13 protein-coding genes are annotated in these 13,256 nt (G+C 63.9%); 7 read left to right on the forward strand and 6 right to left on the reverse strand.

Annotated elements, in window-relative coordinates; genetic code table 11:
* Window positions 1-14 precede the first annotated feature (14 nt).
* Genes HYN69_RS16125 through sucD form a run of 4 tightly spaced genes read left to right on the forward strand, consistent with a single transcriptional unit; the run spans window position 15 to window position 4,282 of the window.
* Window positions 15-1,229 (forward strand): pyridoxal-phosphate-dependent aminotransferase family protein, encoded by a 1,215-nt coding sequence (locus HYN69_RS16125; RefSeq protein ID WP_108436644.1) that lies wholly within the window; start codon window positions 15-17, stop codon window positions 1,227-1,229.
* Window positions 1,230-1,244: 15 nt separating this feature from the next.
* Window positions 1,245-2,186, forward strand: coding sequence for an HpcH/HpaI aldolase/citrate lyase family protein (locus tag HYN69_RS16130; protein WP_108436645.1), 942 nt, complete (start codon window positions 1,245-1,247; stop codon window positions 2,184-2,186).
* 12 nt (window positions 2,187-2,198) lie between these two features.
* Window positions 2,199-3,371: a malate--CoA ligase subunit beta gene (locus tag HYN69_RS16135; RefSeq protein ID WP_108436646.1), complete on the forward strand. Its 1,173-nt coding sequence runs from the start codon at window positions 2,199-2,201 to the stop codon at window positions 3,369-3,371.
* Between the two features lie 11 nt (window positions 3,372-3,382).
* The gene (gene sucD / locus HYN69_RS16140) at window positions 3,383-4,282 is read left to right on the forward strand and encodes a succinate--CoA ligase subunit alpha (RefSeq protein WP_108436647.1); all 900 of its coding nucleotides are present in this window, start codon (window positions 3,383-3,385) and stop codon (window positions 4,280-4,282) included.
* A gap of 35 nt (window positions 4,283-4,317) precedes the next feature.
* On the opposite strand, the gene HYN69_RS16145 is transcribed toward sucD, so the two are convergent.
* The 3 genes from HYN69_RS16145 to HYN69_RS16155 form a co-directional block, all read right to left on the reverse strand.
* Window positions 4,318-4,950, reverse strand: a complete 633-nt coding sequence (locus HYN69_RS16145) for a nucleoside/nucleotide kinase family protein (RefSeq protein WP_108436648.1) — start codon at window positions 4,948-4,950, stop codon at window positions 4,318-4,320.
* Window positions 4,950-5,909 carry an acetyl-CoA carboxylase carboxyltransferase subunit alpha gene (locus tag HYN69_RS16150; RefSeq protein WP_108436649.1) on the reverse strand — a complete coding sequence of 320 codons (960 nt, stop codon included), beginning with the start codon at window positions 5,907-5,909 and terminating at the stop codon, window positions 4,950-4,952. The genes HYN69_RS16145 and HYN69_RS16150 overlap by 1 nt, the downstream gene beginning before the upstream one ends.
* Before the next feature lie 266 nt (window positions 5,910-6,175).
* Window positions 6,176-7,132 carry an L-malyl-CoA/beta-methylmalyl-CoA lyase gene (locus HYN69_RS16155; RefSeq protein WP_108436650.1) on the reverse strand — a complete coding sequence of 319 codons (957 nt, stop codon included), beginning with the start codon at window positions 7,130-7,132 and terminating at the stop codon, window positions 6,176-6,178.
* Between the two features lie 154 nt (window positions 7,133-7,286).
* Between HYN69_RS16155 and dgcA the strand changes: the two genes are divergently transcribed.
* Together dgcA and HYN69_RS16165 are read left to right on the forward strand one after the other, a co-directional pair.
* Window positions 7,287-8,249, forward strand: coding sequence for an N-acetyl-D-Glu racemase DgcA (dgcA, locus tag HYN69_RS16160; protein ID WP_108436651.1), 963 nt, complete (start codon window positions 7,287-7,289; stop codon window positions 8,247-8,249).
* A gap of 3 nt (window positions 8,250-8,252) precedes the next feature.
* Window positions 8,253-9,113 carry a D-amino-acid transaminase gene (locus HYN69_RS16165; RefSeq protein ID WP_108436652.1) on the forward strand — a complete coding sequence of 287 codons (861 nt, stop codon included), beginning with the start codon at window positions 8,253-8,255 and terminating at the stop codon, window positions 9,111-9,113.
* 36 nt (window positions 9,114-9,149) lie between these two features.
* On the opposite strand, the gene HYN69_RS16170 is transcribed toward HYN69_RS16165, so the two are convergent.
* From HYN69_RS16170 to HYN69_RS16180, 3 genes are all read right to left on the reverse strand, one after another.
* Window positions 9,150-10,349: a calcium-binding protein gene (locus HYN69_RS16170; protein WP_108436653.1), complete on the reverse strand. Its 1,200-nt coding sequence runs from the start codon at window positions 10,347-10,349 to the stop codon at window positions 9,150-9,152.
* A gap of 150 nt (window positions 10,350-10,499) precedes the next feature.
* Window positions 10,500-10,823 carry a DUF1244 domain-containing protein gene (locus HYN69_RS16175; RefSeq protein ID WP_108436654.1) on the reverse strand — a complete coding sequence of 108 codons (324 nt, stop codon included), beginning with the start codon at window positions 10,821-10,823 and terminating at the stop codon, window positions 10,500-10,502.
* A 50-nt stretch (window positions 10,824-10,873) separates the two neighbouring features.
* Window positions 10,874-11,611 carry an N-formylglutamate amidohydrolase gene (locus HYN69_RS16180; RefSeq protein ID WP_108437266.1) on the reverse strand — a complete coding sequence of 246 codons (738 nt, stop codon included), beginning with the start codon at window positions 11,609-11,611 and terminating at the stop codon, window positions 10,874-10,876.
* A 146-nt stretch (window positions 11,612-11,757) separates the two neighbouring features.
* Here HYN69_RS16180 and pyk point away from each other — a divergent pair, with 146 nt between their 5' ends.
* Window positions 11,758-13,206 (forward strand): pyruvate kinase, encoded by a 1,449-nt coding sequence (pyk, locus tag HYN69_RS16185; RefSeq protein WP_108436655.1) that lies wholly within the window; start codon window positions 11,758-11,760, stop codon window positions 13,204-13,206.
* Window positions 13,207-13,256 lie beyond the last annotated feature (50 nt).

A 13,256-nucleotide genomic window follows, 5' to 3' on the forward strand; every position in this document is an offset into this window, starting at 1 on the left:
GGAGGAAACGCATCATGAAAACCGGCATCCAGCACCTTTACATCCCCGGCCCGACCAACGTGCCCGAAGTCGTTCGCCAAGCCATGAACGTTCCGATGCAAGACCACCGCGCCCCGGATTTCGGCGATCTGACGATGGGCCTATTCGCAGACCTGAAAAAGGTTTTCAGAACCGAAACCGGCCGTGTCATGATGTTTCCCGGTTCCGGCACCGGCTGCTGGGAAGCGGCGATCACCAACACCCTTAACCCCGGCGACCGCGTGCTGATGGCCCGTCACGGCCAGTTCAGCCACCTGTGGATCGAAATGGCCAAGAAGCTCGGCCTCGATGTCGAAGTGGTCGATGTGGCTTGGGGCGCCGGCGTTCCGGTCAACGAATTCGCCCGCATCTTGGGCAATGACCGGCATGGCAAGATCAAGGCGGTCTTCGTCACCCATAACGAAACCGCGACTGGCGTGACATCGGACGTGGCGCTGGTGCGCCGCGCGATGGACGAAGCCTTTCACGACGCGCTTCTGTTTGTCGACGGCGTGTCGTCCATCGCCTGCATCGATTTCCGCATGGACGAATGGGGCGTCGACCTCGCCGTGACCGGCACGCAAAAGGGCTTCATGCTGCCCGCCGGCCTTGGCATCGTGGGCGTCAGCCCCAAGGCGATGGCCGCCGCCGAAAAGAACACCCTGCGCCGCTGCTTCTTTGACTTTGCCGACATGGCCAAGATGAACGACACCGGCTATTTCCCCTACACCCCGCCGACCCAACTGCTGCACGGGCTGCGCCGCGCGCTGGACCGGATGATGGATGAAGGGCTGGACAACGTGGTCGCCCGCCATCGCCGCCTTGCAACGGGCGTTCGCAACGCCGTTGCCGCATGGGGTCTGGATGTCTGCGCCGAGCATCCTTCGGTCTATTCCGACACCGTGACTGCCATCAAAACCCCCACGGGTGTTGACGCGCGCGAGGTGATCAAGATCGCTTACGACCGTTACAACTGCTCGCTCGGTTCGGGGCTTGGCCCCTTGGCAGGCAAGGTGTTCCGCATCGGCCATATCGGTGATCTGAACGAAGGCATGTGCCTGACCGCCATTTCCATCGCCGAAATGTCGCTGGCCGCCGCGGGCGCACAGGTGCGCTTTGGTTCGGGCGTTGCTGCCGCACAAGACGTTTACGCCGAACCCTTCGCCCGCGCCGTCCAGCGCAATGTCGCTGCACGCATCGCTGCCGAATAAACCAACAGGAAGATCATGTCCCACACTTTGTACCCGCTGCGGCGTCAACGCCTGCAGCGATCGGAACTCGCTGTCCCGTCGTCAAACCCTGCAATGATCGACAAGGCCGCAAACGGCCCCGCCGATTACGTCTTCCTCGACCTTGAGGATGCCGTTGCACCGCCGGAAAAAGAACAGGCGCGCAAGAACTGCATCCAGGCGCTGAACGACATCGATTGGGCCGCCAAGGGCAAGACCGTGTCGGTTCGCATCAACGGGCTTGATACGCATTACATGTACCGCGACGTGGTCGATGTGATGGAACAGGCGGGCGACAAGGTGCATACCCTGCTGGTGCCCAAGGTCGGCGTGCGCGACGACCTTTACATGGTCGAAGCGATGGTCAACCAGATCGAACAGGCCAAGGGCTATTCCACCCGCGTCGGGCTTGAGGCGCTGATCGAAACCGCGCTTGGCATGGCCAACGTGGAAAGCATCGCGCAATTCGGTGGCCGCTTGGAGGCGATGCACTTCGGCGTGGCCGATTACGCGGCCTCGATGCGCGCCCGCACCACCAACATCGGCGGCCTCAATCCGCATTACCCCGGCGACCAGTGGCACGCCGCGATTTCCCGCATGGTCATCGCCTGCCGCGCATACGGCCTGCGCGCCATCGACGGGCCGTTCGGTGATTTCAGCGACCCCGAAGGTTACAAGGACGGCGCACGCCGCGCTGCCGCCTTGGGCTGCGAAGGCAAATGGGCGATCCACCCGTCTCAGGTCGAAATGGCCAACGACGTCTTCAGCCCGACCGAGGCCGAAGTGACCAAGGCCAAGCGCATCATCGAAGAGTTGAAGATCGCCGAAAGCCAAGGCAAGGGCGCTGCCAGCCTCGACGGCAAGATGATCGACGCCGCTTCGGAAAAGATGGCCCGCAACGTGCTGGTCGTCGCCGAAGCCATCGCTAACCGCTCGTAAGGGAGTTTCCGGATGGACATTCACGAATACCAAGCCAAGGAAATCCTCGCCCGTTTCGGCGTTCCGGTCCCGCGCGGCGGTCTGGCCTATAGCCCCGAACAGGCGGGCTACCGCGCCCGCGAACTGGGCGGATCGGCATGGGTGGTCAAGGCGCAGATCCATTCCGGCGGGCGCGGCGCGGCGGGCGGGGTAAAGCTGTGCCGGTCGGAAGCCGAGGTGCAGCAATTCGCCGCCACCCTGTTCGGCAAGCAGCTTGTGACCAAGCAGACCGATGCGAACGGCAAGGGCGTTTACCGTCTGTGGGTCGAAGGTGCCTCGGACATTGCCAAAGAGATGTACCTGGGCTTCGTGCTCGACCGCAAATCCGAACGGATCATGATCGTGGCTTCGGCGCATGGCGGGATGGAGATCGAGGAGCTGGCCGAAACCGACCCTGACAGCCTGCAACGCATGACGCTCGACCCCGCTGTTGGCCTGTCCGAGTTTCAGGCGCGGGAACTCGCGTTCAAGCTGGGGCTGAAGGGCGGGCAGATCGCGCAGATGGTGACGATCCTGAAAGCCTGCTACCGCGCATACCGCGACCTCGACGCGGTGATGGTCGAGATCAATCCGCTGGTCATCACCGGCGCGGGCGACCTGATCGCGCTGGATGCCAAGATGTCCTTCGACACGAATGCCCTTTTCCGCCGCCCCGAAATCGCCGAACTGCGCGACCGGTCACAGGAAGACCCGCGCGAATCGGCTGCGGGCGACTATGGGCTTGCCTATGTCGGCCTTGATGGCGACATCGGCTGCATCATCAACGGCGCGGGTCTGGCCATGGCGACCATGGACATGATCAAGCTTGCCGGAGGGGAACCCGCCAATTTCCTCGATATTGGCGGCGGGGCCAGCCCCGAGCGGGTGGTGCGGGCTTTCCGCACGGTGCTGGCCGACCGCAATGTCAGCGTGATCCTTGTCAATATCTTCGCAGGCATCAACCGCTGCGACTGGGTCGCCGAAGGCGTAGTCCAAGCCTACCGCGAGGTTGGCATGACCATTCCGGTCGTCGTCCGCCTCGCAGGCACGAATGTCGAGGAAGGCAAGCGCATCCTCGCCACGTCGGGCCTGCCGCTCATCACCGCCGACACGCTGGCCGAGGCTGCCGAAAAGGCCGTCGCGACCCGTATGAAATCCGCTGCATAAGGGGAACGACAATGGCAATTCTGATCAACGAACGCACGCCTGTCATCGTTCAGGGCATGTCGGGCCGCATCGGCCAGTTCCACGCAGGCGACATGATCGCGCATGGCACCAATGTGGTGGGCGGCGTAACCCCCGGTCGGGGCGGCGAAACCCTGCTCGGCCGCCCGCTCTTCAACACCGTCCGCGAGGCGGTCGAGGCGACGGGGGCGGAAGCCTCCCTCGTCTTCGTGCCGCCGCCCTTTGCCGCCGACGCGATCATGGAGGCGGCGGATGCGGGCATCAAGACCGCCGTCTGCGTGACCGACGGCATTCCGTCGCAAGATATGATGAAGGTCAAACGCTTCCTGCGCCGCTACCCCAGCGACCGCAAACTGCGCCTGATCGGTCCGAACTGCGCGGGCATCATCTCGCCCGGCAAGGGGTTCATGGGCATCATGCCGCCGCATATCTACATGCCCGGCCGCATCGGCATCGTCGGTCGTTCCGGCACCTTGGGATATGAGGCTGCAAGCCAGCTCAAGGCGCTGGGGATCGGGGTTTCGACAAGCGTGGGCATCGGCGGCGACCCGATCAACGGGTCGTCCTTCCGCGACATCCTCGAACTCTTCGAAGCCGATCCCGAAACCGATGCCGTAATGATGATCGGCGAAATCGGCGGCCCGCAGGAAGCCGAAGCCGCGGTTTACGCCCGCGACCACATGAAAAAGCCGGTCGTGGCCTATATCGCGGGCCTGTCCGCGCCCAAGGGCCGCAAGATGGGCCATGCGGGGGCGATCATCTCGGCCTTTGGCGAAAGCGCGCAGGAAAAGGTGGAAATCCTGTCCGCCGCTGGCATCACCATCGCGCCGAACCCGTCTTCGATGGGCGAAACGATGGCCGCCGTGCTGGCGTCGCGCCGCGCTGCGGCCTGAGAAACGGCAGGCGGGTGGCCCTTTGGCCGCCCGCTTCAGTTTGCCAGACGGAAATCTTCGCCGGTGCTTTGCGCCATGACCATTCGGCCATTGGGCAGATCATTGCCGTCAAGCTTCCAATCGATATCCGCTTCCGACAGGCCGTAATGCACCCAGCGGGCGCGAAGGCGTTCGCGCAGCACAGATTCGGGCACATCCACCAGAACCGCCACGTCGAACAGCGGGCGCAGGCGCGACCAAGGGCTGTCAGCCAACAGCAGGTAATTGCCCTCGACCACGATCACCGGCACATCCGCCGGAATCATCCGCGCTCCGGCACGGGCGATTTCGATGTCGCGGTCGAACACCGGCACGGCGACGAAATCTTCATCACGCGCGCGGATGCGTTTCAGGGTGTGATACAGCCCGCCGACATCGAAGGTATCGGGCGCACCCTTGCGCGGACGCAGGCCCGCAGGAACCAGATGCAGGTCGTCGTAATGATAGCCGTCCATCGGCAGCACCGCCGCCATTCCCGCCTGCCGCGCGTTCAGATCGTCGACGATCCGCTCGGCCACGGTGGATTTACCCGAACCGGGCGGTCCGGCGATGGCCGCGATCACCCGCCCCTGCCCCGCCTTGGCGAACAGCAGATCGGCCAGACCCACCGGATCGATCAGCGGCGACATCAGGCGGCCAGCCCTTTGGACCCCATCTCGATGAATTTCTGGCGGCGGTCCTTGATCAGGGCATCGCGCTTCTTGCCCGACAGCTCTTTCAGCATCGTCTCGATGCCCTTGCCGACCGCTTCAATGGTTTCCTTTTGCCCGCGCTGCGCGCCGCCCATGGGTTCTTTGATGATGCGGTCGATCACGCCCAGCTTTTGCAGGTTCTGCGCGGTCAGGCGCAAGGCTTCCGCCGCTTCGCGCATCTTTTCGGCGTCTTTCCAAAGGATCGACGCACAGCCTTCGGGGCTGATCACCGAATAGACCGAATGTTCCAGCATCGCCACGCGGTTGGCCGTGGCAAAGGCCACAGCGCCGCCCGATCCGCCTTCGCCGATCACCACGGAAATCAGCGGCACGCCGATTTGCAGGCACTTTTCGGTCGACCGCGCGATGGCCTCGGCCTGTCCGCGTTCTTCCGCGCCTTTGCCCGGATAGGCACCGGGGGTGTCGACAAGGGTGATGACCGGCAGGCCGAAACGGTCGGCCATATCCATCAGGCGGATCGCCTTGCGATAGCCTTCGGGCCGCGCCATGCCGAAATTCCGCTCGATCCGGCTTTTGGTGTCATTGCCCTTTTCATGGCCGATAATCATCACCGGCTGATCGTTGAACCGCGCGATTCCGCCCATGACGGCGTGATCGTCGGCAAAGTTCCGGTCCCCCGCCAGCGGCGTGAATTCGCTGAAAAGCTGGTCGATGTAGTCTTTGCAATGCGGCCGGTCGGGATGGCGGGCCACCTGACATTTGCGCCATGCGTTCAGGTCTTTGTACAGATCCCTCAGCAGCGCCTCGGCTTTGCGGTCCAGCGCCTCGGCCTCTTTCGACACGTCCATACCGGAATTGGACCGCGCCATGGCGCGCAGCTCTTCGGCCTTGCCTTCGATCTCGGCCAGCGGCTTTTCGAATTCCAGATAGTTCATCGGCGCACTCCACGCGGGGCAGTCTTTATCGGGCAGTCGGCGATATATGCCGATTGCAGCCCGCAAATGCAACTCAAGCCAAGGGGAAAGGGTCCGAAACAGCAACGCCCCGTGGGCCGGCCACGGGGCGTGCATCCTCCCGTTTGCTGCGAGGGGCCTCCTCTCCCCTTGGTCGCAGCGCGGGTGTTCTTTGCGAAACGCTGAAAAATCAGCCCTCGGTGGGGAAAGACTGCGCGTAAGGCAGGCAGTCTGTCAACGATTCAGTGTCAGCCCGCGATCAACTCGGCCTGACGCACGATCACCTCGGCCTGTTTGATCGATGCGATATCGACCAGACGGCCCTTGTAGACGGTTGCGCCTTCGCCCCGCGCCTTGGCCTCGTCCATTGCGGCAAGGATTTCACGGGCCTCGGTCACGGCGGCGTCCGAAGGGGTGAAGACCTCGTTCGCCAGCGCCACCTGCTTTGGGTGAATTGCCCATTTGCCCACCATGCCCAGCGTGGCCGAGCGCAGCGCCTGCGCGCGAAAGCCTTCGTCGTCGCTGAAATCGCCAAACGGGCCGTCGACCGGCAGCACCCCATGCGTGCGGCAGGCCGCAACGATGGCCGCCTGCGCCCAATGCCACGGGTCGGACCAGTGCTTTGCGCCGTTTTGCAGCATGTAGTAGTTTTCCTGAGTTCCGCCGATGCCGGTGGTCTGCATCCCCATGCTGGCCGCGAAATCCGCCGCCCCCAGCGACATGGCCTGCAAACGCGGGCTGCTTGCGGCAATCGCCTCGACATGGGCGATGCCTGCCGCCGATTCGATGATGACTTCAAAGGCGATAGGTTTCTTGCGCCCCTTGGCCCGCTCGATCGCCGTTACCAGCGCGTCGACGGCATAGACATCCTCGGCACAGCCCACTTTCGGGATCATGATCATATCCAGCCGGTCGCCCGCCTGTTCCAGCAGATCGACCACATCCCGATACCACCACGGCGTATCCAGCCCGTTTATCCGAACCGACAGCGTCTTCTTGCCCCAGTCGATATCGGACACGGCGGCAATAACGTTGGCGCGGGCGCTTTCCTTGTCGCTCGGGGCCACCGAATCCTCGAGATCGATGTTGATGACATCTGCCGCACTCGCCGCCATTTTAGCGAACAGCGCCGGGCGCGATCCCGGCCCGAACAACTGGCACCGGTTCGGGCGGGCGGGCGCAGGCGGTTGCAGGCGGAAGCTCATGGCGGTCTCGCAATTTTGTTTCAAGGTGGGCCGAGACAATCGCTATAATCTTGCGTAGGTACACGCAAGCCGCTTTTCGCAGGTGCAGCATCCGGGGCCTGCTTGACAGCCCGCGCCGCAGCGCCGAGCGTGAACCCCACAGAACAGGACCGCCATGATCAGCGTCTCGCAAGATACTTTCCGCCTCGCGCAGGTCTTTACCATCTCGCGCGGGTCACGCACCGAAGCGCGCGTGATTACCGCAGGCATCACGCGGGGCGGCGTGACCGGATGGGGCGAATGCGTGCCCTATGCCCGCTACGGCGAAACGGTCGAAAGCGTGGCCGCCCAGATCGCCGGCCTGCCCGCCGATATCGACCGCATCGCCCTGCAATCCGCCCTGCCCGCCGGAGCCGCCCGTAACGCGGTGGATTGCGCTTTGTGGGATTTGCAGGCGAAAATCGCGGGCAAGCGGGTGTGGGAACTGCTTGGCCTGCCCGCCCCGCAGCCGGTGGTGACCGCCTATACCCTGTCGCTCGACACGCCTGACGCGATGCGCGAGGCGGCGCGCACCCACGCGCATCGCCCGATCCTGAAGATAAAGCTCGGCACGCCCGATGACATGCCGCGACTGGAAGCCGTGCGTCAGGGCGCGCCGAATGCCAAGATCCTGATCGACGCGAACGAAGGGTGGACCGCCGGCATATACGCCGATCTCGCCCCGCACCTGATCCGGCTTGGCGTGGCGCTGGTGGAACAGCCGCTTCCCGCCGGACAGGATGACATGCTGGCCGAAATTGCCCGCCCCCTGCCGGTGGCCGCGGATGAAGCCTGCCATGACCGTTCATCGCTGGCGAAACTGCGCGGAAAATACGATGTGGTGAACATCAAGCTCGACAAGACCGGCGGCCTGACCGAGGCGCTTGCCCTGCGCGAACAGGCCATCGCCCAAGGCTTTGGCATCATGGTCGGTTGCATGGTCGGCTCATCCCTCGCCATCGCCCCCGCCACGATCCTCGCCCAAGGGGCCGCGCATGTCGACCTTGACGCGCCGCTGCTTCTGGCCGAAGACCGCCCGCATCCGATGTTTTATGACGCGTCAGGTGTGCATGCACCGCCGCGCGATCTTTGGGGGTAAACCATGAACCGCACCGTATACGTGAACGGAGACTACCTGCCCGAAGCCGAAGCCAAGGTTTCGGTCTTCGACCGCGGCTTCCTGATGGCCGACGGTGTGTACGAAGTCACTTCTGTCCTCGACGGCAAGCTGATCGACTTCGACGGCCACGCCAAACGCCTGCACCGGTCGCTTTCGGAACTCGACATGGCCGCCCCTTGCACCGACGAAGAACTCCTCGCCATGCACCGCGAATTGGTGGTGCTGAACGGCATCGACCAGGGCATGATCTATCTGCAGGTCACGCGCGGCAATCCCGGCGACCGCAGCTTCGTCTTCCCCGATGCATCCGTGAAACCGACCATCGTCGCCTTTACCCAGAACATCCCGAACCTTGCCGATGCCCCTGCCGCCAAAACCGGTTTCAAGGTCATCTCGATCCCCGACATCCGCTGGGGTCGCCGCGACATCAAGACGGTGCAACTCTTGTATCCGTCGATGGGCAAGATGATGGCCAAAAAGGCGGGCGTGGACGATTCTTGGTTCGTCGAGGACGGGGCCGTGACCGAAGGCACGTCGAACAACGCCTATATCGTCAAGGGCAACAAGATCATCACCCGCCAACTGACCAGCGACATCCTGCACGGGATCACCCGCGCCTCGGTCTTGCGCTTTGCCGCCGAAGCGCAGTTTGAGGTAGAGGAGCGCCCCTTTACCATCGCCGAAGCCCAAGCCGCGGACGAGGCCTTTTCGACAGCGGCCTCGATCTTCGTCATGCCGGTGGTCGAGATCGACGGCCAAGCCGTGGGCACGGGCAAGCCCGGCCCCGTCGCCACCCGACTGCGCGAAATCTATCTGGACGAAATGCGCAAAGCGGCGCTTTGATCCGGCAGGGCGGGCACTGCCCGCCATGTTCCCCGTTCAGCTTGCGCCCAACTGCACCGTCACATTTACACCCGCAGCCGCGACCACGCTGAAATCGCTGGCGGTGACATCTGCCAGATCGACCCCCTGCAGCACGAACAGCGGCGAGCCGTCGGTCTGGGCGTTTTCAAACAGCAGCCCTTCCAGCCCGCCCGAAACCTGCCGCACCACAAGGCGGAAGACATCGCCCGCAGTTGTCCCGTCCAGTCTGACGACCAGCTGATCATCGCTCGACACGAAGTCGGTGACCGTCATTGCCCCCGATTGCGCTGCAGGAAGGTCGTCGACCCCATAGTTGGCCTCGAAACTGTCGTTCCCGATCCCGCCCGTTACGGTGTCGGTGAAGCCGCCGCGCAACACGTCATTGCCCGCACCGCCCGAAAGCGAATCGCGCCCGCCAAGAATACCGTCCAGCGTGTCGTTGCCCGCTCCGCCGATCAGCGTATCGTCTCCGCGTTCGCCAAGCAGGCTGTCGTTGCCTTCGCCGCCTTCGACCGAATCGTTGCCATTGCCGCCACGGATGGTGTCGTTACCACCGTCGCCAAGCAGCGTGTCGTTGCCGCTGCCGCTGCGGATGACGTCGTCACCATCGCCGCCGCGCACATCGACCTCGGTCACGGTCGTCGCGCCACGGAATTCATCGGCACCCGCGCCCAGAAGCACGGTATCGCGCCCCGAATCGGCAAATCCGGTCACGAGGTCGTCACCGTCGCCGCCATAGAGGCTGTCGTTGCCGCTGCCCCCCGTCAGCGTGTCATTGCCCAAACCGCCTCGCAACTCGTCGCGGCCTGCGCCTCCGGCCAGAAGATCGCCACCCGTTCCGCCGTCGATATCATCGTTGCTCTGACCGCCGAACATGCGGTCATCACCGCCACCGCCCAGCAAGGTGTCGGCTCCGGCACCGCCGGTGATCAGGTCGCGGCCAAGCGCGCCGTCAACTTCGTCTGCACCGCCATAGGCGAAGATGCGATCGTTGCCGTCGGTTCCGGTCAGAATGTCGGCCCCGTTCGTCGCCTTGGCAGAAGCCGTTGCAAATGTGGCGACCGAAGGCTGCGCGGAATCGTCAAGGCCGGGAATGTCTACAGTCGCGACAGAGGAATCATCGGCCGGGTCGGGTTCGTCTTCGTTTGGCGCGTCCGATGAATTGTTGGTCATCAGCGCCAAAGGCAGACCCAGCAAAAGCAACAATAATTCCATGACACCCCGACCACTCTTTACGCTTCATCAACCAAAGGATGTCGTACCGTCAAAAGTGGGTCAAGATATCACCGCAAAGTTGCCCCGATCAATCCGAGCAGGATCGACAATGAAGGGTCGGGCGCAAGGCTGATGCTTGGCCGGAAACAGTCAGTCCGCGCCGGGGCCTTCGTGCGCCCTGATCGATTCTGCAAAGGCTGCCTTTTGCCCGTCAGAGGCTTCGGCCTGATGCAGGGCTTTCCAGTCTTCATAGGGCATCCCGTAGACCAGCGTCTTTGCGGCGTCCTTGTCGAGCGCCACGCCCTGTTCGACCGCGGCCTCGAACATCCAGCGTGACAGGCAGTTGCGGCAAAATCCGGCCATGTTCATCAGGTCGATGTTTTGCACATCGATGCGGTCTTGCAGGTGGTCGCGCAGGCGGCGAAAGGCTGCGGCTTCAAGCGCTTGCAGGGTTGCGGGGTCAAGCTCGGCCATGATGTCTCTCCGTTACGGGCGGCAAGGATGCCGCGCTTTGGCGCGGAATGCTACAGTCCAAGGTCAGCCAGACTGTCGCAGAGCAAGGGCGCCAACCGCCCCGCCCAACCCGCCTGCGCGCCCGCGTCCGCGATCAGGTCGTTTCGCAACTCGATCAGCGTGTTCAGCCGCCCCTGCTGCAACGCGTGCCGGTCGATGGCATCGCCCGGCAAATGGCCCGAATAGGGTTCGTTGTCGCCGACACACAGGTCAGGCTCGCCGCGCAAACGGTCGATCAGCACGCGCGACAACCGCTCGTCCAGATGCGAATGCAGCACCCCCACATGCCAGGGGCGCGGGCTGCGGCCCTTGAGGCAGGGGGTAAAGGAATGCACCGCGACGATCACCGTGTCGGGCCGCCGCGCCGCAAGCCGCGCAAGGGCCGCATGGTAGGGGCGGTGCAGGCGGTCAAGCCGTTCGGCAACCTCGGCCTCGCCCGCGTGGCGGTTGGCGGGAATGATCGTGCCGTCATACAGCTTCATCACCAGCGTCGGGTCATCCTCGCCCCGGTTCGGATCGATCACCAGCCGCGAGAAATCGGTCAGGATGCAGGGGCTGTCCAGCGCCTCGGCCAGATACCGCGCGAGGCCTGCGGCACCGACATCATAAGCGATATGGCGCGACATATCCGCAGGGCCGATCCCCAGCGACCCGCCCCCGATCCAGTCGGGCACATGGTTTGACGCATGGTCGCAGGTGACAAGCCAGCGCCCGCCCCGCCCTTCGCCGATGATATGATAGGCATCCACGCGCAACGCACCCCGCCGGTCATCATTAGTTCATCATTTATTCTGAACAATGGACAAGCGCCAGTTGCCCCGTTGCCGAGATTGGGCCATAAGACCGGCGGCCCACCACCCACGACCGACGCAAAACTGCATAAGGAACGAGGCATATGAGACGCCTTCGGAACGTAAAGATCGTGGCCACGCTGGGCCCGGCCTCGAATGACTACACCATGATCCGCGCCCTGTTCGAAGCGGGGGCAGATGTGTTCCGCCTGAACATGTCGCATGGCACGCATGACGATATCCGCGCCCGCCACGTGATCATCCGGCAGGTGGAACAGGATACCGGTCGCCCGATCGCCATTCTGGCCGACCTTCAGGGGCCAAAACTCCGCGTTGGCAGCTTTGCCAATCCGGCGGGCGAGGAACTGGTTGAAGGCGCAGCCTTCCGCATGGACCTCGACGCCACGCCGGGAGACATTTCCCGTGTGCAACTGCCGCACCCCGAGATTTTCGCCGCCCTCGAACCCGGTTCGTCGCTGCTGGTGAACGACGGCAAGATCCGCCTGCGGGTCGAAACCTGCGGCAAGGATTTCGCCAATTGCACCGTCACCGTGGGTGGCGCGATTTCCAACCGCAAGGGCGTGAACGTCCCCGACGTGCTGCTGCCGCTCGCCGCGCTGTCGGACAAGGACCGCAAGGACCTCGAATTCGCCTGCGAGTTGGGTGTCGACTGGCTGGCGCTGTCCTTCGTGCAGCGCCCCGAGGATGTGATCGAAGCGCGTGACCTCGCCAAAGGCCGCGCAGCGATCCTGTCGAAGATCGAGAAACCCGCCGCCGTGAAAGCCTATGATGCCATTCTGGCCGTGTCTGACGGCATCATGGTGGCCCGAGGCGATCTGGGCGTCGAACTGCCGGTCTATTCGGTCCCGCCGATCCAGAAGCGTCTGGTGCGCGGTGCCCGCGCTGCCGCCAAACCGGTGATCGTGGCGACGCAGATGCTGGAATCGATGATCGAATCGCCCATGCCGACCCGCGCCGAAGTGTCTGACGTGGCGACCGCCATCTACGAAGGCGCCGATGCGATCATGCTGTCGGCCGAATCCGCCGCCGGCCGCTACCCGATCGAGGCCGTGGCCACGATGAACAACGTGGCGATCAGCGTCGAAAGCGACCCGACCTATCGCCAGGTCATCGAATCGAGCCGCACCGTCAACCGTTCGACCGTGGCCGACGCCATCGTGGCCGCCGCGCGCGAGATTGCGGAAGCTGCCGACATCAAGGCGATCTGCTGCTTCTCGCAATCGGGCACCACGGTCAGCCTTGTCGCCCGCGAACGCCCGCGCGTTCCGATTCTGGCGCTGACCCCGCTGATGGGGACCGCACGGCGCATGTGCCTGACCTGGGGCGCGCATTGCGTGATCACCGAAGAACAGGACCGCTTCAAGGGTGCCGTCATCTCGGCCGTCCGCGCGGCGCGCGACTACGGGTTTGCCGAGGAGAAAGACCAGATCGTGCTGACCGCAGGCGTTCCGTTCAACGTGCAAGGCACGACGAACATCCTGCGCGTGGCCCCCTGCGACGAACGGCTGATCTACAAAGCAGACCCCGAGTAAGCGCAGGATGCACCGCGCAGAGCCAACCCTGACCTACGGTCTTGCCCTCT

This window comes from Gemmobacter aquarius (genome assembly GCF_003060865.1).
Taxonomy (GTDB): domain Bacteria; phylum Pseudomonadota; class Alphaproteobacteria; order Rhodobacterales; family Rhodobacteraceae; genus Paragemmobacter; species Paragemmobacter aquarius.